This window comes from Arthrobacter sp. B3I9 (assembly GCF_030816935.1).
Classification (GTDB): Bacteria; Actinomycetota; Actinomycetes; order Actinomycetales; family Micrococcaceae; genus Arthrobacter.
Genome location: NZ_JAUSYO010000001.1, coordinates 904,019 through 930,293, shown reverse-complemented (window position 1 = coordinate 930,293; position 26,275 = coordinate 904,019). Strand labels below are relative to the sequence as shown.

Genomic DNA, 26,275 nt, shown 5'->3' with positions numbered 1-26,275 from the left:
CTACCTGCTCAAAAGCATCTCCGAGCGGAACTCGGTCTCGAGCTGGCGACGGATCTGGACCGCGAGAAGGGTCTCGTCGGCGTCGACGTCCTCCCAGGACACGGTCCCGTCCTTGGGCACGTCGCGCTTGAGCTTCATGCCGTGGGCGAGGCCGAGGGGCAGCGCATTGCGCTCCAGGGAGATCTTCGCCGGGGCGAGCTTTCCGAAGGCGGTGTAGCCGCCCTCCCCGTCCAGCACTTCGCCGGCCTTGAGGTCCTTCTTGGCGGTCGTCATGACATCGCCGCGGAAACCGGTGGGCGATCCCGTCGCTTCGCCGCGGAGGACGGCTGAAGCGATGCTGACCCCCAGTTCCAGGCCGATCATGTGGTACGGGCGGTACAGCGATCCGTAGCGTCCCGTCGAGTCGGTCTTCACGCCGTACTCCGCGAAGCACTGCGCCGCATAGTCCGTCTTGGCCTCGAACGTGACATACACGCCCCAGCGGAGATCGCGCTCGACTTCGGTGCCGTCGCGGTGAAGGCTGGAGGCAATCTCGACGGTCCCCCGCCGGGTCAGGAGCCCGCCGACGGACTTTTCGCGGTAGAGGTGGGGCAGGTCGTCGACGCCGGCCGGCGGGAAGAAGAGGCCCTCGTCCTGCGGCGTGAGCCCGGTTCCGTTGGCCACGGCCGCCATTTCGATGGCGGACTTCGTGCCGTCCAGGAAGGAGTTGAACATCTTCGGATTGAAGTCCCCCGACGCCAGCTGCTCGTCGCTGAAGCCGTAGTAGTTCCACACCGTGTCCGGGGTCGAGTAGTTGTACTCGGGAAGGTATTTGGTGCCCTTGCCGGCTGCAACGATGTCGAAACCGACGGTGCGGCACCAGTCGACCATTTCGCAGATGAGGGCAGGCTGGTCGCCGTACGCCATCGAGTAGACGACGCCGGCCGCCTCTGCACGCCGCTGCAGGATGGGACCGACCATGCAGTCAGCCTCAACGTTGACCATGATGATGTGCTTGCCGTTGTCGATGCTCTGCACCGCGTGGGCCGTGCCCACGATCGGATTGCCGGTGACCTCGAGGATCACTTCGATCTGGGGCAGCTGGATGAGGTCCGCCGAGCTGTCGGTGACGAACGTTGTTCCGGACCGGAGGGCTTCGGCAAAGCTCTTCGCGGCGTACCGCTCCGCCGGCCAGCCGGTCCGCTGCAGCGCGCCGCGGGCCTTGGGAACGTCGATGTCCGCAACGCCGACGACGTGGATGCCCTCCGTGTTCAGCGCCTGGGTGAGGAACATGGACGCGAACTTGCCTGCACCGATCACACCGACGCGGATCGGCCCCTGGGCGGCAGTTCGTTTCTGCATGAGCGAATAGAGGTTCATAAAGCTACTCCTTTGTAGAACAGGGAAACCAAAAGCAGTTGGAAGAGAGGACAGTTGGTCTGACCATCTGATGTATATACCGTCGCACGTAATTTATGCCATGTCAAGGGCGGGCCGTCACCGGTCGGCCTGCCTCTTCGGGCGGGCTGGGCAGCCCTGCACCGGACGCAAGAGGACGACGGCGGGATAGTCCCGCCGTCGTCCTCTGGCCTTGCTTTCGGTGCTGCTGCCTAGCGCTTGATGGCGTCCAGTTTCAGCATCTTGGCGATGACGCTGTCCAGCTCGGAGTCGTCGAAGATCTTCTTCCAGTCGTCCTTGATGATGGTGTCCTTGCCGTACTGGATGGCGATCTCGCACGCCTCGGAGAACGGGTTGGAGCCGCGCAGGGCGTTGGTCAGCGCGATCTGCACGTGGCCGAAAAGCATGGCCTTGGCTGCTTCCTCCGGAACGCCCGCCGTGTGCACCGTCTCGTGGAGCGCTTCGTTGAGAAGGGTGCCGATCATGCAGGCCACGGTCTCCACCAGGGTGGGTTCGAGGATGGCAAGCTGCTTGACGGTGACCCAGTGGACGTCGATCACGGGTGCGTAGATGACCTTGATCGTGGCCTCGGCGATGGCGCGGGTCGCCTCCGACGCGTCCTCGTCAATGGCTGCGACAACGTTCTGCGGGGCGCCCTGCCCGCCGAAGGTATCGGCCCATTCTTCCTTGGTGGTGCGTTCCAGGAACACGGACGGGTGGCAGGGGTGCGCCACGGCCTGGACGACGTCGTCCCGCTTGGCCAGCAGGCCGGCGTACGCGGCCGCAGGGTCCAGGGTGAGCAGGATCGAACCGGACTTCATCTGGGGCACCACGCCCTGGGACACGACGCCCAGGACAGTGTCCGGAACGGCGAGGATTACGACGTCGGCGTCCTTGATGGCGTCCTCGGTGCTGCTGATCTCACGGCCTTCGGCGCGGACGCGTTCCTGGCCTGCCGGGGAGTTCTCGCTGTAGAAGACGTTGTGGGGGCTCTTCTGGAGGTTGGCTGAAACACGCAGTCCCATTTTGCCTCCGGCACCGATGACGGCGATGGTCAATTGTTCTGCAGACATTTCACTTGCTCCTTAGGAAATCAAGGCTTTGTTGGGTCCACTGGTTTTCGAGGCGGATGGTCTCTTCTTCGGAGTCCTGCCAGGGCAGCCAGTGCTCGATGATCTGGTTGATGTTTCTTTCTTTGGGCTGGAGCTTTCCGGCCATGTAGTCATAGTCGAGAAGGCCTTCGCCGAGCGGCGCGCCGGAGTATGTGAACCCGACCCACCCCTCCTTGCGGCTGAACGCAAAGTCTTTGATGTGCATGTTGAGGACATAGGGCGCGACGGCGTCGATCACCTCACGGGGCAACTCAAGGGCCGCCACGGTGTTGGCAGGATCGCTGCAGATGCCCAGGTAGGGGCTGCCGACCCTGCGGATGACGTCCAAAATCCGGGCGGTGGGCACCTGCTCGTACGTTTCCACGGCGATCTTCACCCCGGCTGCCTCGAACTCCGGCAGGACCTCGGCGAAGATTGCCGTGGCCTCGTCCGCGGAAGGGGCGTGGCCGGCGCTGTTGAACATTGTCCGCAGCAGTGGCGAGCCGAGGATGCCGGCGATCCGCAGGAACTTCCGGAGGTGCTTGGGGCGGATCCCTTTGGTGCCCAGTTCCAGCCCGATGCCCAGCGCGTCCGCGGTGGCCCGGACCTCCCTGAGCTCCGCATCGCTCATGGACTCAAGCGGTTCGTAGTCGCAGATCTGGAAAAGGTCCACGTCCAGGGCTGCCGTCCGCTCCAGTGCCTGGTGGATGGTCAGCGGCTCCGAGACCTGCCCGGAAAGCTGCCAGAAAAAGGCATAGCTGCTCAGGCCGATTGTGGCGGTGCTGCTGGCGGCGCTCATGCTGTCACCTCGGTCCGGGTCAGCCGTCCGATCCGTTCCGCGGTCTCGTCCAGGATGGTCCTGAACGCTTCCGGGTCATGGGCGAAGCGGCCCAGGAAGAGCCCGGCCACGCGGGAGTCCAGCTGGCCGATGAGTCCCGGCCCGGCGCTGCCGCCGTAAATGACCCGGCTGTCGGCCTGCCCGGGCCGGCTGCGGAGGTGCGCGTCAAGGCCCCGGATGACGTCGCTGATGAAGGCCGGAGTTGCGGGTTCGGCAGCTCCGATGGCCCACTGCGGTTCGTACGCGATGATGGTCCGGCCGGACTGGCCGAGGCTCTCGGCCCGGTTCAGGACGCCATCAATTTCGCCGATGCAGTGTCGGACGGCATCGTGTGCCGTGCCGCGGGCGGGTTCGCCGACGCACAGGACCGGGGTCAGGCCGTTCCGGTAGGAGGCGGCGGTCTTCAGCCCGATCACGTCGTCGTCTTCCCCGAAGATGCGGCGCCTCTCGGCATGGCCCACTTCCGCGTAGCGGCCGCCGGTCTCGGCGATGATCCTGCCGCCGACTTCGCCGGTGAAGGCGCCTTCGTCCTCCCAGAAGATGTCCTGGGCCCCGGCGGACGCCCCGGCAGGGCCGAGGATGCGTGCCGCTTCGGCGAGCACGGGGTGGGACGGCAGGACGAAAATCTCGATCTCACCGTTGCGGACTGCGGGGTGGCCGGCGGCGATCCCGGCGATCTCGCGGCACCAGTCGAGCGTGCGGCCGTAGCCGAAATACATCTTGAGGCTGACCCCGATGATGGCCTTGGCCGGTGTCATGCCGGTGGCGGTGGCGACCGTGGCGGGGGCGGCGGGGCTAGCAGGAAGTGACACTCTCGTAGTCCTTAATCAGTGTGACTTTCCCGGCGGAGGCGGAGTTTTCGTCAAAGGTGTAGGTGAGCCATTCGCGGGCCAGCCGGCGGGCCAGTTCCAGTCCGACGACGCGCTGGCCGAAGGTCAGCACCTGGGCGTTGTTGCTCAGGACGGAGCGTTCCACAGAGAAGCTGTCGTGGGCAGTGACGGCGCGCACGCCGGGGACCTTGTTCGCGGCGATGGCCACACCGAGGCCCGTGCCGCAGACCAGCAGGGCCCGGTCGGCCTTGCCGGCGGCGATGAGTTCGGCCGCGGCGATGGCCACGGACGGGTACGGGGTGTGGCTGGTGGCATCCACTCCGACGTCGGTTACGGATTCGACCAGCTCGGAGGCCTTTAGGTCAGCCTTCAGGGCTTCCTTGTAGTCGAAACCGGCGTCGTCGGCTCCAACGACCAGGCGCAGTTTGGCGCTCATGCTTTCTCCTTCATGGTTGTCCGCTCGATGAGCGTGTTGTGGATGGCTCGTACGATCAGTGCCATGGACACGGCGCCGGCGTCCGGAGTGCCGAGGCTTTTCTCGGCATGCGGGCGGGCACGGCCCATGAGGGGCAGCAGCCGGGCGGTCTCTTCGGCGGCGCGCTGGGCGGCGGTGGCGGCTGCGCCCCAGGCGTCGGTGAGGGAGAGCCCGTCGCTCACGCCGGCCGCCAGGGCGTCGCGGAACGGGACGAGGACATCCACCAGGGTCTTGTCTCCGGGCTTGGCCTTGCCGAAGTCCATGATCGCGGCTGCAGCGCCGGCTACTCCTGCGGCGACAGTTCCGGCGTCGGGAGCTTCGGCGTCCCCCACGGCGTCACCGACGGCCCGCAGCGCCATGCCCCATAGCGCTCCCGACGTGCCGCCGGCCCTGTCGGCCCAGGCATCCGCGGCGAAGTGCAGCGTGGTCGCGGCTCCGGCTCCGCGGGCGGCGGCGTCGCGGGCGGCCAGAACGGCGGCACGGACGCCGCGTTCCATCCCGATGCCATGGTCACCGTCGCCGGCGACGGCATCGATCCGTCCGAGTTCATCGGCGTTGGCCTCCACCACGGCCTTTGCGGCGTCCAGCGCTGCGAGGACACGGCGGGCGGCGTCGCAGGACTCGGCGCTGGCGTGCGGGATGGGTTGCTCGGTCTCCGCGAAGTCGGACAATGCCGCCGGTTCGAGGGCTTCCGCGGTCACGGCGCCACGGCGGAAGGCCGGGGCGTCGGCGGGCGCGTGCCAGAGGGTTTCCAGCTCCTCGTCGAGCCAGAACAGGGTCAGGGACGTGCCGGCCATGTCAAAGCTGGTGACCAGTTCCCCCACCTGCGGGTCCACCGCTTCCAGGCCCGCCTCGGCCAGCAGTTGTGCCACACGGCGGTACACGACAAACAGTTCCTCGTATTTGACGCTGCCCAGTCCGTTGAGGATGGGCACCACCCGTGCACCCCGGGTGTCGACGCCGTCAGGAATCTCGGTGAGCAGTTTGCCGACCAGCAATTCGGCGAGTTCATCCGCCGTTGGGACGTCCGTTTCGTCGATGCCGGGTTCGCCGTGGATGCCCATCCCGACGGCCATCCGGCCTGCGGGGACCGAAAACAGCGGCTGGTCCGCGCCGGGCAGTGTGCAGCCGGTGAAGGCGACGCCGAACGAACGGGTGCGCTCGTTTGCCCGCTCCGCCACGGCGACAACGTCATCCATCGAGTAGCCCGCTTCTGCCGCGGCGGCGGCCACCTTGAAAACGGTGAGGTCACCGGCAATGCCGCGGCGCTTGGTGCGTTCGGCCAGCGGGGCGGAGGACACGTCGTCGGTGACGGCGATGCTGCGGCAGTCGATGCCTTCGTTGCGGAGGCGGGCCTGGGCCTGGTTGAAATGCAGCACGTCACCGGCGTAGTTGCCGTAGCCCAGCAGCACCCCGGCGCCGTTGTCGGCAGCCCTGGCGACGTTGTAGACCTGCTGGGCCGAGGGCGAAGCGAACAGGTTGCCCATCGCGGCGCCATGGGCAAGGCCCTGGCCCACGAGGCCGGCAAACGCCGGATAGTGGCCGGAGCCGCCGCCGATCACCAGCGCCACGGTGTCCGGGGTGCTTTTGGTGTTGCGGACCACGCCGCCGGCGACGCGCTTCACCCAGCGGCCGGAGGAGGCGACGAAGCCCTCGATCATCTCGTCAGCGAAGGCTGCTGGTTCATTGAACAGGCGGGTCATGCGGAACTCCTGGGCTGCAGTGCGGAATCGGGCTTCGGGCGGTACCGGGCGGATGCGTCCATGGCGGCTGGTTCGGGGGCGCCCTCGGGTTAGGCGGGCGCCCCCGGGTCTGTTACGGCCGGTTCTGCAAGGGCCCGTTCTGTTAGGGCTCTGAATGGTGTCCGGCCCCGGTGGGGTCAAGGGCTTCCGCGGGGATGCCTTCGCTGACCTTGCCGGAGCGGCTCAGCACCACCATCAGGACCGCGGAGAGGAGCATGAAGCCGCCGACCACGAACATGGGCACGGAGTAGTTGCCGGTCCAGTCCTTGAGCCAGCCGGTGATGTACCCGGCGCTGAAGCCCGCCAGGTTGCCCACGGTGTTGATCAGGGCGATGCCGGCGGCGGCCGCTGCTCCGGTGAGGAACTGGGTGGGCACGGTCCAGAAGTTGGGCAGCGCGGCGAAGATCGCCATGGCCGTGATGGTGATGACAGCGATCGTTGCCGCCGGTGAGCCGGCGAACAGAGCCAGCGGGATGCTCAGGCCACCGATGAGGGCCGGAAGAGCGATGTGCCAGGTCTTGACGCCGCGCTTCGTGGCGTCCTTGGACCAGAAGTAGAGCGCGAAGGCCGCCGGCAGGTACGGGATGGCGGTGATGAGGCCCTTCTGGAGGACGTCGAACTTGGTGCCGTAGATGCCTTCGAACCCGGAGATGATGGTCGGAAGGAAGAAGCCGAGGGCGTACAGGCCGTAGATGAAGCCGAAGTAGATCGCCGAGAGCATCCAGACCCGGCCGTTGCCGAAGACAGTGCGGACGCTGACGTGCTTGTTGCCGGCGGCGGTTTCGTTCTTTTCCTTCTCCAGGGCGCCGGTCAACCAGGTCTTTTCATCATGCGTGAGCCACTTGGCCTTGGCGGGTGAATCGGCCAGGTAGAACCAGGCGATGACGCCGACGATGATGGCCGGAATAGCTACGCCGAGGAACATCACACGCCAGCCGGCAAGTCCGAAAAGACCGTGCTGCTGGATGAGGAGACCGGCCAGCGGGGCACCGATGACCGTAGTCAGCGGCTGCGCCAGGTAGAACAGTGCCAGGATCTTGCTGCGGTGCTTGGACGGGACCCAGAGGCTGAGGAAGAGGATGGCGCCGGGGAAGAAGCCGGCCTCTGCCACACCGAGGATGAAGCGCAGGATGTAAAGGTGCTCGACCCCGCTCACCCAGGTGAAGAGGAGGGATACGATGCCCCAGCTGACCATGATGCGGGCCAGCCAGCGCCGCGCGCCGAACTTGTGGAGCGCCAGGTTGCTGGGGACTTCGAGGAGGATGTAGCCGATGAAGAAGACGCCCGATGCGAAGCCGAACTGCGCGGCGTTGAGGGCGAGGTCCGCGTTCATGCCGTTGGGGCCGGCAAAGGAGATGGCCGTCCGGTCCAGGTAGTTGATGAAGAACATCAGGGCAACGAACGGCACGAGCCGGATCGCCACTTTCCTGATTGCAGATTTTTCGACCACCGATTGTGTGGTGTCCACGTTGACTCCTAGATGTTGATGTCCGGCGGCGTCCTTCGCTGGATGCCGGGGATGGGCCTCAGTACCTGATCCGCGAGTAGGGCGGCCGCGGGAAAGCCTGTGATCAACACCATAAGCCCGGCCAGCCAAATTGGTCAACCGGTTGACATGTTTGTGACCGACGGGTGTGCCCGCCTCTGTCCGGGGCTCCGGTTGTTAGGCTGGGAGGGTGTCCGTTAACTCCGCCGCCTCGACGGCCAAGATCAGTGCCGCGCTCGGTTCCATGGATCAGGGCTCGGTGGTGTCCGAGGTGGCGGAACGCCTGTTGGCCTATTTCACCAGCGGGGAGATCGCCGTCGGAACCCGTCTGCCCGCAGAGCGCCAGCTCGCGGCGTCTCTGGGCGTCGGCCGCTCCGCTGTCCGGGAGGCATTGGCTGCCCTGGAGATCCTCGGCATCGTCATCGTCCGGCCCGGCTCCGGAACATACCTTCGCGATGACATATCCGAGCTGCTCCCGCGCACCCTCAGCTGGGGACTCATGCTGGGCGCCCCGCGCACCCGGGAACTGGTGGAACTCCGCGGCGGCCTGGAAGTGCAGGCCGGGCAGCTCGCGGCCCTGCGGATCAGTGATGAGGCGCTGGAGCGGATGCGCGCCAACCTCGCCACCATGGAGGGAAGCCTGGACGACCTGGGCGTCTTCGTGGAGGCCGACGCCGCCTTCCACCGGGAGATCGCGAGCAGTTCGGGCAACCAGGTCCTGCAGGAACTCCTTCAAAGCATCCGCTCGCTGTTGCGCATCTGGGTGGACCGGGCGCTGACGGAAAAGGGGCACGCGGCCGACGCCCTGGCCGAGCACTGGGAAATCTTCCGTGCCCTGGAATCACGGAACGAGGCCGCGGTCACCGCCGCCATGCACTCGCACATGGAGACGGCCGCCCGGCGCCTGCTGGCCGGTCTCGACGCTGGCCTCGACGCCGGCCAGACTGGGGCTAGCGCCTAGGAGTTGTTCCAGATCCGGCGCCACCAGGGCCGCTTGGTCTCCGGTTCCGGCGGGGCCGCGGCGGCCGTTATGGCGGCCCGGCGGGAACGCCACGCAACAAGCTCGGCTTCGACGTCCCGCGTCTTTGTGATCACCGGCGGCCCGCCCTGGAGCTGGCGCCGGGCGTCGATAACGCGGCGGTTGAAGTCTTCCAACAGGTCCCGCACCTGTTTTTCGGAGAACTCGGCATCGAGCCTGGCCTCGAGTCCGGCGTCCTCGGTGCGGAGCAGAATGGCCTTGGGGCCCAGGCCCGTAACGTTCTCGCGCTGAAGGAGGCCTTTGACCCACCAGTCGGGGTCATATGCCTCCCCCAGTCCCGGAATCGGCTTGCCGGCGTACTTGAGGTTGTCGAACTTCCCTTGCGCCATGGCATCGCGGATGAGGTATTCGGCCTTCGCGGCATCGTCCACCCGCGCGCGCTTATGCCGGAGTTCTTCCTCGGCAGCGGCCAGCTCGTCGTTCTCCCGCGCCGTACTTCCGCTGGCCCGCACCGCGCGGAGTGCGGCGGCCCGTTCCACCCGGCGTCGGAATGCCCCCGATGCCTCGCTACCCATTGATCACCGCCACGTGAAGACTCCTTCGGAAACCCTGCCCTCTCTTTCCAGTATGCGGATTACCGTCCGGGGAGCTCAAGCACCCGTGTGTGCGGAAGGAACCGGACCTGGCATTCGCTCGGTGGCGTCCGGCGATGGCGCGTCCTCTTCCCTGTCGGGCCTCAAAGCTGCGGCAACACTTGCTCGCGCACCTGTTTCCGCAGCACCTTGCCAAGCATGGAGCGCGGCATGTCTTCGATGGCGAGGATCCGCTTCGGGACCTTGTAGCCGGCAAGGTGCTCGCGGCAGTGGTCCCGCAGCTTCTCCTCGTCCAGCACGGTGCCCGGTTCCAGCTCTACGACGGCGACCACCAGTTCTCCGCCCCGTTCCTGCGCATTGCCGATCACGGCGGCATCCTTGACGCCGGTGTGGAGGCGCAGCACGCTCTCCACCTCGGTGGGTGAGACGTTGAAGCCGCCGGTGATGATCAACTCCTTGGACCGGTCCACGATGGTGGTGAAGCCGTCCGCGTCGACGGTTACGACGTCGCCTGTGCGCAGCCAGCCGTCGGCGGTGAGGGTCTTCGCGGTTTCCTCGGGGTTGTTCCAATAGCCCTGGAAGACCTGCGGGCCCTGCAGCAGCAGCTCCCCCGGCTGGCCGGAAGCGACCTCAAGGGCAGGATTGTCCAGGTCGACAACCTTCATGCGGGTCGATGGGAACGGCACGCCGATGGTGCCGGTCCGGCGGGTCGGGTGGAACGGGTTGCCCATGGCGACAGGTGACGTCTCGGTCATCCCGTAGCCCTCAACGAGCAGTCCCCCGGAGACAGACTCCCAGAGCTCCACGACATGGTCGGGCAGGTTCATTGCGCCGGAGATGCAGTACTTGCAGGACCGCAGCGAGATGCCCTTTTCCTTCGCCGCCAGGGCGGTGCGCTCATAGATCGGGGGCACTGCGCAGTAGACGGTGGCAGGGGACTTTTTCATGGCGCTGAGCACCAGGTCCGGATCGAATTTGGGAAAGAGCACCAGCAGGCCTTGCTTACGGATGCCGTAAGTGAGGTAGAGCGTCATGCCGAACGCATGGAACATCGGCAGGATCGCGTAAAAGACTTCCTTCCGATACTCGGCGCCCTCCATCCAGGCCTCGCCCTGCAAAGCGTTGGAATGCAGGTTGAAGTGCGTCAGCATGGCACCTTTCGGCCGGCCGGTGGTGCCTGACGTGTACTGGATGACGGCCAGGTCATCCACCGAGGGGCGGGGGTGCCGGGGATCGATCCGGCCGTGGCTGAGGAGCTCCGCCCACGGCATGGTCGCGGGGGCGGAGCCGGTCAGAGCAGCACGGGAGTCCCGCAACTTCTTCACCGGCAGGTACAGTGCCAGCCGCTTGACAGCAGGAAACGCCTCCAGGAGGTTCACCGACACGACGTGGTCGGGTTTGACGTCGGCCGGGAAGTCCCCGATGGCGGCAGCGGCCCTGTCCCAGACGATCACCACCCTGGCCCGGTGGTCCTCAAACTGGTTGCGGAGTTCCCGGGAGGTGTACAGCGGGTTGTGTTCGACGACGACGGCGCCCAGACGCAGCACCGCGTAGAAGGCGACCACGTGCTGAGGGCAGTTCGGCAGGATGAGTGCCACCCGGTCGCCCGCGCGCACGCCCAGGCGGCGCAGGCCCTCCGCCGCCCGGTCCACCTGCTCACCGAGCTCACGGTAGCTGGTGCGGCGCCCGAAGAACTCCAGCGCTGGGGCGGCACCCGCCTCGGCCACGGACCGTTCTAGCATTGCGACGAGCGACTCCGTTGGTGGTTCGATCTCGGCCGGAACACCCGGCTGATAGTTCTTCACCCAGGGCTGCTGGTCTGTTTTCGCCATGCTTACATCCTGCCGTGAAGCTCCTGTGGGGTCGAATTGCAGCGGCACCGCAAATGGTCGGCCCCGGCCTCACCTCATTCTTCGCCGTTGTCCTGCGCTTCGAGGTGCTTGGCCATGGCCTCACAGGCCTGGTTCCACCGCGCGTTGAAAGCATGCCTGCTAAGGGGCTCAAACATGCTGTTGAGGACTTTCTCGACTGCATCATATGCGGCGTCCCGAGCCCGTTCCTGCGCCGCCGGGCTGTAGTAGTTCATGCCAGGAATTCGTCGCCGGAGCCGGGACGGATGGTGTCAGCCGTAGAGCACGGCATCCCCGTCGTGGCTGAGTGTCGGGGAGGCCAGGGCTGCGATGAACCCGCCTACGAAGGAATCGCCCAGGCCGATGGTGGTGGGCACGTCCGGGTGGAGTGCCAGGGCGGGAATGCAACGGACAAGGGATCCCAGCCGTTCCTCGACGGCCACGCTGAATTCCGCCCCGGCAAGGTTGGCCGGCAGCTGCCCGACTGCCAGGTAGTCGGCGCCGGTGAAGTCATCACCGAGGCAGAACCTGGTGCTGGCCATGGTGATGCCGCCCCGGAGGCTGCCGGCATAGCCGCCGGCATCATGGCCGATCGCCGTCGACCAGTATTTGGTGTGGACCACGAGGGTCTTGGCCGGCACCACGGACCGCAGCTGGAGGAGTGCACCCTCCATCTCCGTGGCGTCAAGCAGGTCGACCTCGCGGCCCAAGTGCGCCTGCATTTCATCCTCGTTCAGGCTGTAGACGTCCACCATCGCGGCCATGGCGGTGCGGACCCGGTCACCGAACGCCGGAATATGGAACCCGGCATCTTCGTAGACCACCCGCGCGCCAGCGGGAAGCCTCCCGATGAGGCTCCGCAGTTCCTGCAGCCGCTCCTCCAGCGCCGAGGGGTCATTCATGACGTTGAGCCCGGAGACGAGGAAGACGTCGGCAGTGTCCAGCAGCGTGCCGAGTTGGTCGCTGAGCAGCATGGCCGTGTTCGGAGGGTCGTTGGTGTAGATGACCCGGTTGGAGTGCGGTGCCTGAAGGACGACGTCGCCCACCTGCACCGCATCGCCCTGGCTGAACTGCACAATCAGGTGCGGATCGGTCGAGTCACCCGGGGCGCTGCAGACATAACGGCAACCTGCCGGCAGCAGCCGGCGGACGTCGTCGTCGATGCTGACCAGGTGGACGGTGCTGCCGAGCCCCAGCTTGTCCATGGCCAGCGCGGCCCTGACGGGGGTGCCGCCCAGGGTGACGCGTTTGTCGAAGCGGGCCGCGAAGGCCTCGACGACGTCGGAGGAGGCGATGAACCGCTCTCCCCCGACGCCGTCGCGCATGAATGCGAGCAGGGTGACCGCGAGGTCGCGCTCGCTCTGGACGGGTATCGTCCGCGACAACTCGTCCGGCACTATCCCGTAGGACACCACCAGTTCATGCATGACGGCGGAGTCCCACCTGATCTCATAGTCGACCGTACCGCCGAGCCCCAGCACCACATTCTGCGTCATGATTGCGCTCAGTACAGCTTTGCTTTGCCCGCGGCGTCGAACAGGGCAATCTTCTGGGCCGCCACCACTTTCATGGCTGCGATCGACGGCGGCTGGATGGTGTTGGGCTCGCGCACCCCGGCATCGGCCAGGACCTCGCGCATCTTCTGGTGGTAGGCCACCTTGATGTCGCTGGAGATGTTGATCTTGTTGACGCCGAGCTTCACGGATTCGCCGATTTCGCTGTCCGGGTTGTTCGAGCCGCCGTGCAGGACGAGCGGGACGTTGACGGCGTCCTTGATCTCGCGGAGCAGGTCCAGCTTCAGCTCCGGCTTCATGTGGGCCGGGTAGATGCCGTGGCAGGTGCCGATCGCGATGGCCAGGCTGTCGACGCCGGTTTCCTGGACGAAGCGGACCGCGTCCGCCGGTTCCGTGTAGATGATGGTCGCCGTGCCGTCTTCGGCCTCGTCGTCGGTCTTGCCGATGGTGCCCAGCTCACCCTCAACGGACAGGCCCACGGCGTGGGCGGTTTCCACGATCTTCTTCGTGATCGCGACGTTCTCCTCGAACGGGAGGGTGGAGCCGTCGATCATGACCGAGGTGAAGCCCGCTTGGATGGCCGTCAGGACCTGCTCATAGGTGGCTCCGTGGTCAAGGTGGATGGTGACCGGAACGGTGGAGCGGTTCGCACGGGAAATGATGGCGGGCAGCATGTCGACGCCGATGTGGCTGAGTTCGTCGGGGTGGATCGCGATGATCACCGGGGCCTCCAGCTCTTCGCTGATCTCGAAGACCCCGTTCATCATGGCGTAATCGCTGATGTTGAAGGCCGGGACCGCAAAGTTATTCGCATTTGCCACGTCGAGCATTACTTTTCCATTTACCAGCATTGTCTATTCTTCTTTCTTGGTTGACCCAGGGTGGGCGGCTTGGTTGCAGTGTTACTTCGAGGGGTCTACTTGACCGCTCCGGAGGTCATGCCGCCGATGAAGTAACGCTGGAAAAACAGGAAGAGGATGAGGATGGGGATGCAGCCGAGGATGCTCATGGCCATCATTTCGTTCCACTCGTAGGAGTTCTGGCCCATCAGGAGCTGGATGCCAATCGGAACGGTCCGCATGTCGGGGGTCTTGGTCAGCGTGAGGGCGAACAGGTACTCGTTCCAGGCGATCATGAACGTGTAGATGCCCACCGAGACGATGCCGGGCACGGACACCGGAACCAGGACCCGCCAGAGCGCCACCATGTGGCCGGCGCCGTCGATTTTGACCGCCTCGTCAAGCTCTCTGGGGAGGGTGTTGAAGTAGCCGGTCAGCATGATGATCGCGTACGGGAGCGTAAACACCATGTAGGTCAGGATCAGGCCCTGATAGGTGTTGAAGAGCTTCAGGAAAACCATGAGGCCGAAGTACGGCACCAGGAGCGTGATCGGCGGAACCGCCTGGACGCTGATGATGACGACGTTCAGGGTGCTTTTGAACCGGAACTCGAAACGGCTCAGGGCGTACGCCGCCATCAGTGCCACGATGAGGGTGAGGGCCGTGACGGTCAGCGACACCACATAGCTGTTGATGAAGAACCGGACCTTGGCGGGGTCTCCGAAGATGGCGCCGTAGGCTCCGAAGGAAAAGTTCTCCGTGATGATGCGGGGCGGGAATTCGAAAATCTCGGTGTTGGATTTGAAGGAACTCAGCAACATCCAGAGGACGGGGAATCCGGCAAATACGGCTCCGCAGCAGAGCGCCAGGATAACGCCTATTTTGCTGGCCTGTTCGCGGCGCTGTCTGGTGGTCATCATGTGTCAATCACGCGCCTTTTGGTAGCGGACGTAGAAGAAGGCCAGCACCATCGAAAACGCCAGGATGATCACTGCGCTTGCCGCCGCCATCGAGAAGTTGTATTCGCTGAAGGCGAGCTTGTAGGTGAACGTGCTGAGCATTTCCGTGGAGCTGATGGGCCCGCCGCCGGTTGTCATCCAGATGAGGGCGAACTGCTGGCTTGTCCAGATGAGGTCCAGCAGCGCCATGCTGATGATGATGGGGCGCAGCTGCGGCAGGGTTATGCTGATGAACTGTTGCACCGGGTTGGCCCCGTCCACCCGGGCTGCCTCGTAGAGGTCTTTCGGGATGCCCTGCAGACCGGCCAGGAGGCTCACCATGAAGAACGGGTAACCGGCCCAGATATTGATGAAGGTGACGGCGAGCAGCGCGGTGTCCCGTGAGGCCAGCCATTCGACGGACGTGCTGGACAGCCCCAGTTCCATCACCAGGAAGTTTACGATTCCGTTCGGGCTCAGCAGGAGCCGCCAGAGGATGGCGATGATTGCCACCGTGAACAGCCACGGCATTACGTAGATGACGCGGAAGATCGCTTTGGTGAAGGACTTCAGGAAACGGGTGTTCAGCAGCATGGCGAAGGCCAGGCCCAGCACCAGGTGCGCGGCAACGCTGACCGTCGTGAAGAACACGGTGTTCAGGATCGCGGTATGGAAGGTCTCGCTGCCGAGCACTTCCGCGTAATTGCTGAAGCCGACGAACTTGGGATTCTTCTTGGTGATGACGTTGTCCATCAGCGAGTACCAGATGACCATCACGATGGGGATGAGCATGAGGACGACGACCAGGAGGATTGTCGGGGACAGGAACCCATAGGGAACCAGATTGATCTTGCGTTTGCGCTTGGCGGCGGTTCCGGACCCGGGCCCGGAACCGGCGATCTGCGCGGCCTGCTTCTCGGTTGTCAAAACCATGTCTACAGCTTCCTGGGGGCGGGCTGCACCAGAGTGTCAGTCTGGCGCAGCCCGGTACCCGGTAGGTGGGCTAGAACTTCTGCTGCCAGATGTCCTGGGTTTTCTTCAGCATGTCGTCCACGGACTGGTCTCCAGAAAGTGTCTTCTGGAATTGCTCGGCAAAACCTCGCATGAGCTCTTCCGCGACCGGAAGGCCGACAAATTCATTCGCCGGGTAGCCGCTCTTGTAGACATCGAACGCCGTCTTGAACAGCTCGTCCTTGCCGGTGAAGTCCGGCGTTGCGTTCTTGTTGCCGGGGAAGGCATTGGCCGTCGTGGCCAGTGCGCCGTTGGTCTTGTCGCTCATGAGGAACTGGATGAGCTTCCAGGCTTCTGCCTTGTGCTCGCTGTTTTCCGCGATCCCAATGCCCCAGGAGGCATACGGGATGCCCCTCTTGCCGCTGAAGCCGTCGGTGGAGGGAACCGCGGAGATGCTGAACTTCAGGTTCGGGTTCTTTTCCCGGATGGCCGTGATGTGGGCCAGGGAATCGATCATCATGCCTACCCGGCCGTTCGTGAACTCCTCCACCTTGTCCTGTTCCTTCATGGTGAAGGAACCGGGGGCGATCGCGCCGGCATCCCAAAGGCCCTTGACGTAGTTCACGGTGTCGGTAATCTCCGGCGTGGTCAGATTCGGCTTGCCGTCCTTGAGCATGCTCTGGCCGGAGGCCCACGCCCAGGACATGATGTCGTTCTGGACTCCGTTGGGCGCTTCCAGGGACAGCGGCATGACCCAGCCCTTGGTGTTGCCGCCCAGCGCACTGACCGCCTTGGCCGCGGCGGCGAACTCGGTCCGGTCTGTGGGGGCCTTGGCGATGCCGGCCTTGGCGAGCAGGTCATCGTTGCTGAACATCGGGTAGACGAAGTTCAAGACGGGGAGCATGTAGGACGTGTCCTCGACCTTGACCTGGCTGGTCAGCTGGTTCTGGTCGTAGCCGGCGTCGGACATCAGCTTGCCGAGGTCTGCTATCGCGCCCTGTTTGGCAAAGTCGCTGATCCAGGCACCGTCGAGTCCTACGACGTCGGACATGGTGCCGGCCGCTGCTCCCGCCACCACCTGTTCCTTCGTGGAAGCATAGGGCCCGCTGAGAAGGTTGACCTTGATTCCGGGGTTTTCCGCTTCGAACTGGTCCATCAGCTTGCGGAGGGAACCTGCGGGAAGCTCCGGTTCCCACCATTGCGCAAATTCGAGGGTGACGTTGCCGGCAGCGGATGAACCCGCGCTGCTGCTTTCCGTGCTTCCGCCTGAACACCCGGCAACCAAAGTGATGGCCGCAGCTGCCGCTATAGCGGCAACGGCGCCGCGTTTGACTCGAGCAACCTTGCTCATAACTCTCCTATCAAAGAGTGCCTGTTTACGCGAGATGTTGCATCTTTCTGCAAACTTGTGCGTATAGCTGCACAGTAATGCAGGTCACAAAGGGCGTCAACATCGTGTCGGAACCCGGTTCAATTGCTACGCAAGCCCGGCGCGTGCAGCGGAGTAAGCCGGAGCAGGCCGGTTTCGGAGGGCCGGAAACGAGCAGATAATGGCAGAAAAACGCAAATCTGTGCTACATCTGTTAGATGCAGAAATCTGTCGGGGAACTGGATCAAGCCCGCCCGCGCCTGCCCGCGGGACGGAAGTCCGAGCTGGCGGCGTTCGTCGGCGCCGAAGGCGAAGTGACGGTCGCGGCACTTGCGGACCGTTTCAAGGTCTCGTCGGACACCATCCGTCGCGACCTTGACCAACTTGACGCCGACGGCGTCCTGATCCGGACCCATGGCGGGGCGGTCAGCCTTAATTCGCACCCGCGCGCTGATACGGGAGTGGACGTCCGGTCCAGGCTGCAGACTACGGCGAAGGAAAAGATCGGGGCCACGGCAGCCAAGCTTGTCAGGGACGAATCCGTGGTCCTCTTCAACGCCGGGACCACGGCCCTGTCCGCCGCCCGGCACCTGCACGACCAGCGAGGCCTGACCGTCGTGACCAACAACCTGCGGATCCCGGCGGAGCTGTCACCCCAGGTGTGCCGCGATCTGTGGGTGGTCGGCGGGGCGGTACGGCTCAGCGCCCAAGCCACGCTGGGGCCGCTCGCCTTCCGCGCGCCCGGGCAGGTCAACGAAATCAACATCCGCTGTGACCTTGCCATCATCGGTGTAGGCGCGGTGTCCCTTGACGCCGGATATTCCACCAGCAACCTCGACGAGGCCGTCATGATGGCGGACATGATGCACAGGGCCACAAAAGTGGCGGTGCTGGCTGACTCCTCCAAGTTCGGGCGCAGCCTTTTCGCTCAGATCGCGGTCCTCGGCGCGGCCGATTACTTCGTCACGGACGCACCGCCCCCGGCCGAACTGGCATCCGCCCTGGCCGAGCACGATGTCCAGATCCTCACCCCGGACGAGGATGCCTGAGGGCTTAGTGGTCTTTTACTCGTGCCTCGGTGCCCCCGCGTCCCGCTGGTCGCGCTGGAAAAGGGCGTACAGCCACCAGAGCGAGGGAATGACCAGGAGACCGGCGATGACGATGGCAATGAGGTTGGCGCTCAGCACCGACCGGGTCGATGCGACGTCAGCCACGGTCGCGCCGGGCAGAATCTCCGGGTACTGGCCCACGCCCCAGCCCCAGAGCAGGGCAGTCACGGCCAGGGCGGCGGAGAGCCGGACGGCAAGGAACTGCCGCCGCCACATCAGGACCAGCGAAAGAACTCCCGCCGCGGCGGAGGTGACGGCAAAAGGCCAGGCCTTTCCTGCGGTTAACTCGCGGAACAGCTGCGGCGCATCCCTGCTCAGCACAATCAATTCGGCCACGGCCAGGACCCCCATCACGGCCCCCGCAACCAGGGCCCTGGACCGGAAGGCTGACACGAGCACGGGATCCCCGACACGCCGCGCGTCCTGTGTGAGGTAGGCGGCGGCCAGGTAGGCGGTAGTGCCGATGGCGAACAGCCCGCTGGCCATCGAGGTGGGATTCACCCAGCTCCACACCGGATGTCCGGCGGCGATGCCGGGGGGAACCCGGCCCGACGCCAGGGCCCCGGCCACAGTGCCGAGGAAGAACGGCGTCACCACCGAGGACGCCGCGAACGTGGCGCCGAAGAGGCGCTGCTGCCACACTTCGGTACTGACCTTGCGGAACGCGAACGCGGAACCGCGGGCGATGATGCCGAGAGCGGCGAGGGTCAGCGGGATGTAGAGGGTGGAGGAGATGGCGGCAAAGACGGACGGCATGCCGGTCCACGCCAGGACGATGACGAAAATAAGCCAAACGTGGTTGGCTTCCCAGATCGGCCCGATGGAGTGCTCGATCAGGTTCCGTTGAGGGCGCCCCGCCTCGGTCCGGCCGGCCACAAGGTCCCAGAATCCGCCACCGAAGTCGGCCCCGCCGAACAGGGCGTAGGCCGTGAGGCAGATCCACATGGCTGCGAGGAGAATCTCTGCGAGCGGCATCACGGCGGCCTCACGTGATCCGGTAACCGGAGACGTCTGATTCCTGCGGGGCCACCGGAATCGGGATGTCCCGCGCCAGCCTCCGCAGGACATAAACGGTGGCCACCGTCAGGGCGGCATAGACAACCGTCACCAGCAGGAATCCGTAGAGCAGCCCGGGAGCCGGATTGACCGCATCGGAGGTGCGCAGGACCCCGAAGACGATCCAGGGCTGCCGTCCCACCTCGGTCACCACCCAGCCGGCCTCCAGGGCCAGCACGGCCAGCACCCCTGAAACGCAGGCTCCCCTGAGAAACCACGCCGTTCGGGGAAGGGCCTTGTGCCGTTTCCAGACGACGGCCAGCCAGGCAGAGAGGGCCAGCAGCGCGAACCCGGCCCCGACCATTGCCTGGAAGGCCAGGTGCACGAGGTTCACCGGCGGCCATTCATCCTGCGGGACCTCGTTCAGGCCCATGATCTCGGCGTTCGGATCGAAGTGCGCCAGCAGGGACAGCCCGTAGGGGATCTCCAGGGCATATTGCATTTCGTCGTCGATGACGACGCCCCCGATGTGAAGGGGCACACCGCTCTGGGTCTCGAAGATTCCCTCCATGGCCGCCAGCTTCACTGGCTGGTTGTCGGCAACGAAGTGTGCAGACCAGTCACCAACGCCGATCTGCACCGGTGTGACGAGGGCGGCCACAGCAAAGGGAAGCAGGAAGCCAAGCGTGTGATACCGGTCCCGGCGCCCCCGCAGCAGGGCGACGGCGTAGACGCTGGCCATGCCGAAGCCGGCAACCATGAAGGCCGCAAGAATCATATGCACCGACTGGGAGGGGGTGGCGGGGTTGAACATGGCCGCGGCGGGGTCCACGGAAATGATCCGGCCGTTCTCTTCATCGAATCCGGTTGGTTGCTGCATCCAGGCGTTCGCCGTGACCACGAAAAAGGCGCTGGCAACGCCGGCGACCAGCACCGGAACGGCGCTGAGCAGGTGGAGCCGGGGCGAAAGCCTGTCCCAGGCGTAGAGGTAGATGCCGAGGAAGATGGCCTCGATGAAAAAGGCGATCCCTTCCAGGGTGAACGGTAGCCCAATCACTTCACCGTAGACGCCCATCAGTCCGGGCCACAGAAGCCCCATTTCGAAGGACAGGATGGTTCCGGAGACCGCGCCCACGGCGAACAGGACACCCATGGCCTTCGCCCAGCGCCGGGCCAGCAACGCGTAGTTAGGGTCTCCGGTGCGGTAGCCGCGCCATTCCGCCAGGACCGTTATGGCCGGCATGCCCACCCCGAAGCAGGCAATAACGATGTGCCACCCGAGCGACAGTGCCATCTGCATCCGGGCGGCCATCAAGTCGACCGGCTGAACGTCCAGGGCGGTTTCCAGCAGCATCGGCGTCGCCTTCCGCTTGGCTTCCGTAGAAGCCGACGGGGATTTTAGCTCTCACGGTACGCCGGTCGCCGAGCGGGGACTAGAGCGGATGGTGAGGGGGTCGTGGAGTGGGCTTCGCGCTGCCGGCGGGGCTGCCGCCGACTTGTGGCCCCGCCTCCGGGGGGACTGTCTGCACCACCTGCGGCAGGATTCTTGACGTGTCCTGCGGAAGAAGATCGATAATGGGCAGGTTCCCGTCGGTGCGGATGGCATCCCCTCCTCCGTTGCGGTGGTGGTAGCCGGAGAAGAAGTGCTCGATGACGTGCACCGATTCAACCGAACGTGCCTTGCGCAGGGTGTCGATGATGAAGTCGCGTTCCTCATCGGTGCCGTCGGCGATCTTGTGGGTGATCTGGAAGGTGAAGAGCGAGAGTCCCACCCGCTTGTCGTATGTGCCTGCGCCCACCCAGTCAACAGCGAAGCCGCCCGGGAGTTTCCAGCCCGCAGGGCACTTCCAGAACCGCACATGGTGCCGTTTCCGCGGGTTCCCATCGATTTCCCGCTGGAAGGCCATGTCCTGCTTTTTCCCGAAGACGTACAGCGAGCTCACCGGCGCTTCAGGATAGCTCCGGCGCAACAGGGTGGAGGTCAGTGTGCGCCAGGCGGTGGCCGGCGTGACCGGATCGGCCGTAGTCCATCCTGCCGCAGTCATGGCTTCCCGCAGCTCGTGCTCGGGCCCGACCACTGCCAGGTTCACCGGGTCGCCCAGCACGCCGTCACCCGTGCGGGCACGGCCGATGAAGTAGTCCGGAATGTAGAGGCTGCTGAGGATTTTGTGGATGCGGGGCAGCAGGGCATAGGCGGCGATCAGCCAGACCGGCAGGAACACCCACAGCTGTTCCGGCCCCCGGGCCAGGCGGGCGAGCAGGAAGTAATAGATAGCCCAGCCGACCGCGACCGTGACGAAGACGTACAGCAGTCGCTGCACGACGGCGACGACGGTGGCCCACCGGCTGGCCCAGCGCGCTCGGGCATCCGGGTGCCTCGAATGGTCCGGCTCCTGTGCGGGAGGCCCGCCCGGCGCCCCGTCGGCAGCCGGTGCCGCGTTGGCCATTCGGTCTCCTCCCGGGCTTGTGGACTGCGTTGCTGCGGCCGGGACCGCCGACTGCAACGACAACAGGATAGGGCGGGTCTGGACCCATGCTGAAAATTCGGGCCTAAAAATCCGGGCCTAAACAAATAGGTGCGGCTCCTGGGAGCCACACCTATTAGCTTGACGTTCGTCAGTCGCGGCCGTCAGTCCTTCTTGAAGGCGTCCTTGACTTTTTCGCCGGCTTGCTTCAGGTCGGACTTTGCCTGGTCGCCTTTGCCTTCGGCCTTCAGGCTCTCATCGCCTGACGCTTCTCCGGCGGCTTCCTTGCCTTTGCCGCCCAGCTTCTCGGCTGCGTTGCCGATCTTGTCATCCAAACCCATGGCATTTCTCCTTGTGGTCCGCTGTCCGCCGGCGCACTGCCGGCGGCTGACGACTCCATCCTAACCGTGACCGCCACCACGTCCAACGGCAGCGCGGCGGGTGGCTCCCCTACTTCCCAGACCGACCTTCATCGATTGCTCCGTAACCGCCGTTTTGAGGGGTCAACAGGGCGTGTACGGAGCAATCGATTGCTGGAGAGGGAATGTCTATACCTAGAACTGCTAGGCCTGATACCCTTCAGCTCTAGGTATAGGAGGCGCCGTGCGCATTGATAAGGATCTGGTCGCCGCTTCGGCCACGCCCCTGGTGCTGGGCATCCTGACTGAGGGCGACCTGTATGGCTACGCAATCCTCAAGCGGGTAAGCGAGCTCTCGGACGGCAGCATGCAGTGGACCGACGGAATGCTCTACCCGCTACTGCACCGGCTGGAGCGGCTCGGTTACGTCTCCTCGCTGTGGGGCACGTCCGACGCCGGGCGCCGGCGCAAGCACTATGCCATCACGCCGGCGGGCCGGGACGTCCTCGCCGACCGGCAGCAGCAGTGGACCGTCGTCGCTGACGCGCTGCGCCAGGTGTGGCAGACCGCTCAGGGGCCTGGAGCCGCGATTGAGGGATGGGCGTGATGGCGTCGCACGTGGAGCTCGAGGCCCAGATCGACCGGTGGCGCGGATACGTTCAGCGGAACCGGGCCGTCTCCCCCGCTGATGTGGACGAGCTGGAGGACCACCTGCGCGGGCAAATCGCCGACCGCCAGGCGACCGGACTGGACGACGAGGAAGCCTTCCTCGTCGCCATCAAGCGCCTGGGCAACCTTGACGCCGTCTCACGCGAATTCGCCCGTGAGCACTCCGAACGGCTCTGGAAGCAGCTCGTCCTGGTGCCGGAGCAAACCGACAATGCCCACGCGACACCCTGGCGCGAGCTGGCCGTCGTCCTGGCACTCGCCGTCGGCGCGGGTGTGGCGGTCAAGGCCGGCCTGGCCTGGACCGACGACAGCGGGGCCCTGATGCGCAACCTCGGCCTGCTCGTCTTCCCCTTCCTCGCGGTGTACTTTGCGTGGAAGCGGCGCATCAGCCGGTATGTGGCGGCAGCACTGATCGTTCCGTTTGCCGGCCTGGGGGTCGTGCTCAACCTCTATCCGTTCGCCCCAGCGGGCGCCACCGGGATGCTCTCGGCCCTGCACGCCCCGGTCATTCTGTGGCTGTTGACGGGTCTGGCCTACGCCGGCGGAAGGTGGCGGTCGGACAAGCGCCGCATGGACTTCGTCCGATTCACCGGCGAGCTCGGGGTCTACTACACGCTGCTGGCGCTCGGGGGCGCCGTCCTGATCGCTCTCACACTCGCAACCCTCCAGGGCATTGGCGTCGACTTCCAGCCCGTCCTGAAAGATTGGGTCCTGCCCATCGCCGTGCCCGGCGCTCTCCTGGTGGCAGCCTGGCTGGTCGAAGCGAAGCAGCAGGTCGTCGAAAATATGGCTCCTGTCCTCACCCGCGTATTCACGCCGCTGACCCTCGCCATGTTGTTGGTCCTGCTGGCAGTGCTTGCCACGGCGGGCGGCTTCGCCAGCATCGACCGCAACCTGCTCATCCTCATGGACGCCATCCTCATACTCGTCCTCTGCCTGCTGCTGTATTCGATCTCCGCACGCGACCCGCTCGCCCCTCCAGGGCTGTTCGACGCGCTGCAGCTGGCCCTCATCATCGCAGCCCTTGCCCTCGACGCCGCGATGCTGACCGCAATGCTGGCCCGAATCGCCGAATTCGGCTCCAGCCCGAACAAGATCGCCGCACTCGGCCTGAACCTGCTGTTGCTCATGCACCTGCTCCGCGCTGCCTGGCTCGCCGTCGGATTCCTGCGCGGCCGACTCCCGTTTGCTGCGGTCGAGCGCTGGCAAACGCGCTACCTGCCGGTCTACGGCGCCTGGGCAACGGTCGTCGTCGTCGTCTTCCCGCCCGTCTTCGGCTTCATCTAAATCAGGACGACTCCCCGCCGCCCCGGGCCCCTTACCTCCATCGATTGCTCCCCACCGGCCCCCTCGCCTCGCAAGCTCGTCCAGGGAACCCTGCCGGCGTGGGCCCAAACCGCCGTTTTGAGGGGTCAAAAGGGCGGTTACGGAGCAATGGATGGCAGGCGGGGAGGAATGGACGTCAGGAGATGCGTTCCGCTCCGGGCGCCGGCGTGACGGTGAAGATATCCGGCCGGGTGAATCCCGCCTCGGTAAATGCGCGGACGACGGCGGCGCGCACCTGTTGCTCGTCGTCCACCGGGGTCAGGGCGACGGCCGACCCGCCGAAGCCTCCGCCAGTCATGCGGGCACCGATGGCTCCGTGCGCGCGGGCCGTGTCCACGGCGAGGTCGAGCTCCGGGCAGGAAATCTCGAAGTCGTCGCGCATGGAGGCGTGGCTGGCATCCAGGAACCGGCCGATGTGCGCCGGGCCCTGGGCGCGGAGGGCCTCCACCGTCTGCAGCACGCGGTCGTTCTCCGTCACCACGTGTCGGACCCGCCGGAAGGTCTCCGGATCAAGTAGCCCCGCAGCCTCCTCAAGGTCCGCGACGGCGACATCGCGCAGGGCCGGAACGCCGAGGACCTCGGCGCCGAGCTCGCACGAGGCGCGGCGGGAGGCGTACCCGCCGTCGGCGTGGGAGTGCGAGACCTTCGTGTCGATAACGAGCAGCACCAGCCCGGCCTCCCGCGCATCGAACGGGACGAGTTGCACGGCCTGGTCGCGGCAGTCCAGGAAGACGGCCTGCCCGGCAGCTCCGCGCAGCGACGCCGATTGGTCCATGATTCCGGTGGGAGCTCCCACGAAGACGTTTTCCGCGCGCTGGGTCAGCCGCACCATGTCCTCGGCGGAAAGCCTTGCTCTGGTGAGTTCGTTGAGGGCGGTGATGACGGCACATTCGATCGCATGGGAGGAGGACAGCCCGGCACCGAGCGGCACGTCGGAGTCGAGCAGGAGGTCGAAACCGGAAACCTCGACGCCGTGCCGCTGCAGGGCCCAGACCACGCCCAGCGGGTACTTGGCCCAGCCTTTGACGGTTCCCGGTACCAGGGCGGCAGCATCGGCCTCGACGAGGCCCTGATCGCCAAAGGTGGACAGCAACCGGACGGTGTGGTCCGCGCGGAGGCGGAGCGCCGTCGTCGCCCGCTTGTCGATGGCGAAGGGCAACACGAAGCCCTCGTTGTAGTCGGTGTGCTCGCCGATCAGGTTCACCCGGCCAGGAGCGGCCCAGATTCCGTCCGGGGCAGCTCCGAAGGTGGCGTGAAAGCGGTCCGCCAGGTTGCCGGCCGGGGCGCCGGTGCGCGCGGTGGTGTTCATGCGGGGGCGCCTTCCGGGCTCATCGGGGCCGGGCTGCTGAGGGCAGCGGTGCCGACGCCGGCCGCCTCCCCGGCCACTTCGCGCAGCCGGGCTGCGACGGATTCGGGGGTGGTGTCGTTGATGAACGCGCCCATGGCGGCTTCCGAGCCGGCCAGGTACTTGAGCTTGTCTGCGGCGCGGCGCGGCGAGGTCAGCTGGAGGTGCAGCTGACCGGCGCGGCGCATGGCGGGGTCCAGCGGCGCCTGGTGCCAGGCTGCGATGTACGGGGTGGGCGTCGGGTACACGGCGTCGAAACGCCGCAGGAGTTCCGGGTAGAGCCCGGCCAGTTCATCGCGTTCCTCTCCGTCCAGGGCGGCCAGGTCCGGGACCTGGCGGTGCGGTACGAGATGGACCTCCAATGGCCAGCGGGCGGCGAAGGGGACGTACGCGCTGAAGTGTTCGCCTTCGAGGACCATGCGGCTGCCGTCGCTGCGTTCGGCCTGCAGAAGGGATGCGGCGAGCGTCGCGGTGCCGTCCGAGTTGGCGAAATACTGGCCGGCGGCGGCGGCCAGCGCTGCGGCGCGGGGCGTCACGTAGGGGTAGGCGTAGATTTGCCCATGCGGGTGGTGCAGGGTGACCCCGATTTCCGGGCCGCGGTTTTCGAATGGAAAGACCTGCTGGATACCGGGCAGGGCGCTGAGCGCCTCGGTCCTGTGGGCCCAGGCGTCCACCACCGTCCGCGCGCGCCGCCAGCCCAGGTCGGCAAAGGATCCGGTGTGCTCCGGGGTGAAGGCCACCACCTCGCAGCGCCCCACGGCCGGGGCGGTTGTCCCCCAGACCGGGGCGGCAGGGATCGCGTTCGTGTCCGGCCCGAGCGACGGGAAACGGTTCTCGAAGACGGCCACGTCGTAGTCCGGCGCGGGAACCTCGGTCTGGTTGGCCGCCGTCGTCGGGCAGATGGGGCACTGGTCCGCCGGCGGCAGGTGGGTGCGTGTCTGCCGGTGCGCGGCGACGGCCACCCATTCCCGGCTGAGCGCATCGAAGCGCAGCTGGCCCGGCTCGGGGCGGGCGGGCAGCTCCCGGTGGTCCACCAATGATTCCGCCGGGCGCTTGGCCCTCCCGGCGTCGTCGAAGTAAAGGATCTCCCGGCCGTCCGCCAGCCTGGTCGTCGTGGTTCGTGTCATGGTCTAA

The 26,275-nt window shown here is 65.8% G+C and carries 25 protein-coding genes; 4 read left to right on the top strand and 21 right to left on the bottom strand.

Annotated features, from left to right (window positions below; all coding sequences use genetic code 11):
* The 7 genes from QFZ65_RS04360 to QFZ65_RS04330 form a co-directional block, all read right to left on the bottom strand.
* Positions 1-1,359, bottom strand: a complete 1,359-nt coding sequence (locus QFZ65_RS04360) for an NAD(P)H-dependent oxidoreductase (protein WP_306908421.1) — start codon at positions 1,357-1,359, stop codon at positions 1-3.
* Between the two features lie 230 nt (positions 1,360-1,589).
* Positions 1,590-2,450, bottom strand: coding sequence for a phosphogluconate dehydrogenase C-terminal domain-containing protein (locus QFZ65_RS04355; protein WP_306908420.1), 861 nt, complete (start codon positions 2,448-2,450; stop codon positions 1,590-1,592).
* A 1-nt stretch (position 2,451) separates the two neighbouring features.
* The gene (locus QFZ65_RS04350; RefSeq protein WP_306908419.1) at positions 2,452-3,267 is read right to left on the bottom strand and encodes a sugar phosphate isomerase/epimerase; all 816 of its coding nucleotides are present in this window, start codon (positions 3,265-3,267) and stop codon (positions 2,452-2,454) included.
* The gene (locus QFZ65_RS04345; RefSeq protein WP_306908418.1) at positions 3,264-4,118 is read right to left on the bottom strand and encodes a triose-phosphate isomerase family protein; all 855 of its coding nucleotides are present in this window, start codon (positions 4,116-4,118) and stop codon (positions 3,264-3,266) included. Before QFZ65_RS04345 ends, QFZ65_RS04350 begins: the two co-directional genes overlap by 4 nt.
* The gene (locus QFZ65_RS04340; protein ID WP_306908417.1) at positions 4,102-4,572 is read right to left on the bottom strand and encodes a ribose-5-phosphate isomerase; all 471 of its coding nucleotides are present in this window, start codon (positions 4,570-4,572) and stop codon (positions 4,102-4,104) included. The genes QFZ65_RS04345 and QFZ65_RS04340 overlap by 17 nt, the downstream gene beginning before the upstream one ends.
* Positions 4,569-6,314, bottom strand: coding sequence for a dihydroxyacetone kinase family protein (locus tag QFZ65_RS04335; RefSeq protein ID WP_306908416.1), 1,746 nt, complete (start codon positions 6,312-6,314; stop codon positions 4,569-4,571). The genes QFZ65_RS04340 and QFZ65_RS04335 overlap by 4 nt, the downstream gene beginning before the upstream one ends.
* 142 nt (positions 6,315-6,456) lie before the next feature.
* Positions 6,457-7,821, bottom strand: coding sequence for an MFS transporter (locus QFZ65_RS04330; RefSeq protein WP_306908415.1), 1,365 nt, complete (start codon positions 7,819-7,821; stop codon positions 6,457-6,459).
* 208 nt (positions 7,822-8,029) lie between these two features.
* Here QFZ65_RS04330 and QFZ65_RS04325 point away from each other — a divergent pair, with 208 nt between their 5' ends.
* Positions 8,030-8,800 carry a FadR/GntR family transcriptional regulator gene (locus tag QFZ65_RS04325; protein WP_306908414.1) on the top strand — a complete coding sequence of 257 codons (771 nt, stop codon included), beginning with the start codon at positions 8,030-8,032 and terminating at the stop codon, positions 8,798-8,800.
* Here QFZ65_RS04325 and QFZ65_RS04320 read toward each other — a convergent pair.
* From QFZ65_RS04320 to QFZ65_RS04285, 8 genes are all read right to left on the bottom strand, one after another.
* Positions 8,797-9,393 (bottom strand): DUF1992 domain-containing protein, encoded by a 597-nt coding sequence (locus QFZ65_RS04320; protein WP_306908413.1) that lies wholly within the window; start codon positions 9,391-9,393, stop codon positions 8,797-8,799. The genes QFZ65_RS04325 and QFZ65_RS04320 overlap by 4 nt on opposite strands.
* Positions 9,394-9,554: 161 nt before the next feature.
* Positions 9,555-11,243 (bottom strand): long-chain-fatty-acid--CoA ligase, encoded by a 1,689-nt coding sequence (locus QFZ65_RS04315; protein WP_306908412.1) that lies wholly within the window; start codon positions 11,241-11,243, stop codon positions 9,555-9,557.
* 74 nt (positions 11,244-11,317) lie between these two features.
* Positions 11,318-11,497, bottom strand: a complete 180-nt coding sequence (locus QFZ65_RS04310; protein WP_306908411.1) for a hypothetical protein — start codon at positions 11,495-11,497, stop codon at positions 11,318-11,320.
* Between the two features lie 36 nt (positions 11,498-11,533).
* The gene (locus QFZ65_RS04305; protein WP_306908410.1) at positions 11,534-12,757 is read right to left on the bottom strand and encodes an ADP-dependent glucokinase/phosphofructokinase; all 1,224 of its coding nucleotides are present in this window, start codon (positions 12,755-12,757) and stop codon (positions 11,534-11,536) included.
* Between the two features lie 8 nt (positions 12,758-12,765).
* Entirely contained in the window at positions 12,766-13,626 is an 861-nt protein-coding gene (locus QFZ65_RS04300) for a ketose-bisphosphate aldolase (RefSeq protein ID WP_306908409.1), read from the bottom strand.
* 65 nt (positions 13,627-13,691) lie between these two features.
* The gene (locus QFZ65_RS04295; protein WP_306908408.1) at positions 13,692-14,534 is read right to left on the bottom strand and encodes a carbohydrate ABC transporter permease; all 843 of its coding nucleotides are present in this window, start codon (positions 14,532-14,534) and stop codon (positions 13,692-13,694) included.
* A 3-nt stretch (positions 14,535-14,537) separates the two neighbouring features.
* On the bottom strand, positions 14,538-15,485 hold the full coding sequence (locus QFZ65_RS04290; RefSeq protein WP_306908407.1) for a carbohydrate ABC transporter permease: 948 nt from the start codon (positions 15,483-15,485) through the stop codon (positions 14,538-14,540).
* Between the two features lie 70 nt (positions 15,486-15,555).
* Entirely contained in the window at positions 15,556-16,854 is a 1,299-nt protein-coding gene (locus QFZ65_RS04285; RefSeq protein ID WP_306908406.1) for a sugar ABC transporter substrate-binding protein, read from the bottom strand.
* Between the two features lie 236 nt (positions 16,855-17,090).
* Here QFZ65_RS04285 and QFZ65_RS04280 point away from each other — a divergent pair, with 236 nt between their 5' ends.
* Positions 17,091-17,921: a DeoR/GlpR family DNA-binding transcription regulator gene (locus tag QFZ65_RS04280; protein ID WP_306908405.1), complete on the top strand. Its 831-nt coding sequence runs from the start codon at positions 17,091-17,093 to the stop codon at positions 17,919-17,921.
* A 15-nt stretch (positions 17,922-17,936) separates the two neighbouring features.
* On the opposite strand, the gene QFZ65_RS04275 is transcribed toward QFZ65_RS04280, so the two are convergent.
* From QFZ65_RS04275 to QFZ65_RS04260, 4 genes are all read right to left on the bottom strand, one after another.
* Entirely contained in the window at positions 17,937-18,956 is a 1,020-nt protein-coding gene (locus tag QFZ65_RS04275) for a cytochrome d ubiquinol oxidase subunit II (protein WP_306908404.1), read from the bottom strand.
* Between the two features lie 10 nt (positions 18,957-18,966).
* Entirely contained in the window at positions 18,967-20,331 is a 1,365-nt protein-coding gene (locus QFZ65_RS04270; RefSeq protein WP_306908403.1) for a cytochrome ubiquinol oxidase subunit I, read from the bottom strand.
* Positions 20,332-20,410: 79 nt separating this feature from the next.
* On the bottom strand, positions 20,411-21,424 hold the full coding sequence (locus tag QFZ65_RS04265) for an LssY C-terminal domain-containing protein (protein ID WP_306908402.1): 1,014 nt from the start codon (positions 21,422-21,424) through the stop codon (positions 20,411-20,413).
* Between the two features lie 182 nt (positions 21,425-21,606).
* Positions 21,607-21,783 carry a CsbD family protein gene (locus QFZ65_RS04260; protein ID WP_306908401.1) on the bottom strand — a complete coding sequence of 59 codons (177 nt, stop codon included), beginning with the start codon at positions 21,781-21,783 and terminating at the stop codon, positions 21,607-21,609.
* A 262-nt stretch (positions 21,784-22,045) separates the two neighbouring features.
* On the opposite strand from QFZ65_RS04260, the gene QFZ65_RS04255 reads away from it, so the two are divergent.
* A complete protein-coding gene (locus tag QFZ65_RS04255; RefSeq protein WP_306908400.1) occupies positions 22,046-22,408 on the top strand; it encodes a PadR family transcriptional regulator in 363 nt (120 codons plus the stop codon).
* On the top strand, positions 22,408-23,757 hold the full coding sequence (locus QFZ65_RS04250; RefSeq protein ID WP_306908399.1) for a permease prefix domain 1-containing protein: 1,350 nt from the start codon (positions 22,408-22,410) through the stop codon (positions 23,755-23,757). Before QFZ65_RS04255 ends, QFZ65_RS04250 begins: the two co-directional genes overlap by 1 nt.
* Before the next feature lie 175 nt (positions 23,758-23,932).
* Here the strand turns inward: QFZ65_RS04250 and galK are convergent, their stop codons facing one another.
* Positions 23,933-25,105, bottom strand: coding sequence for a galactokinase (galK, locus tag QFZ65_RS04245; RefSeq protein WP_306908398.1), 1,173 nt, complete (start codon positions 25,103-25,105; stop codon positions 23,933-23,935).
* Positions 25,102-26,268, bottom strand: coding sequence for a galactose-1-phosphate uridylyltransferase (gene galT / locus QFZ65_RS04240; protein ID WP_306908397.1), 1,167 nt, complete (start codon positions 26,266-26,268; stop codon positions 25,102-25,104). The genes galK and galT overlap by 4 nt, the downstream gene beginning before the upstream one ends.
* Positions 26,269-26,275: the final 7 nt, after the last annotated feature.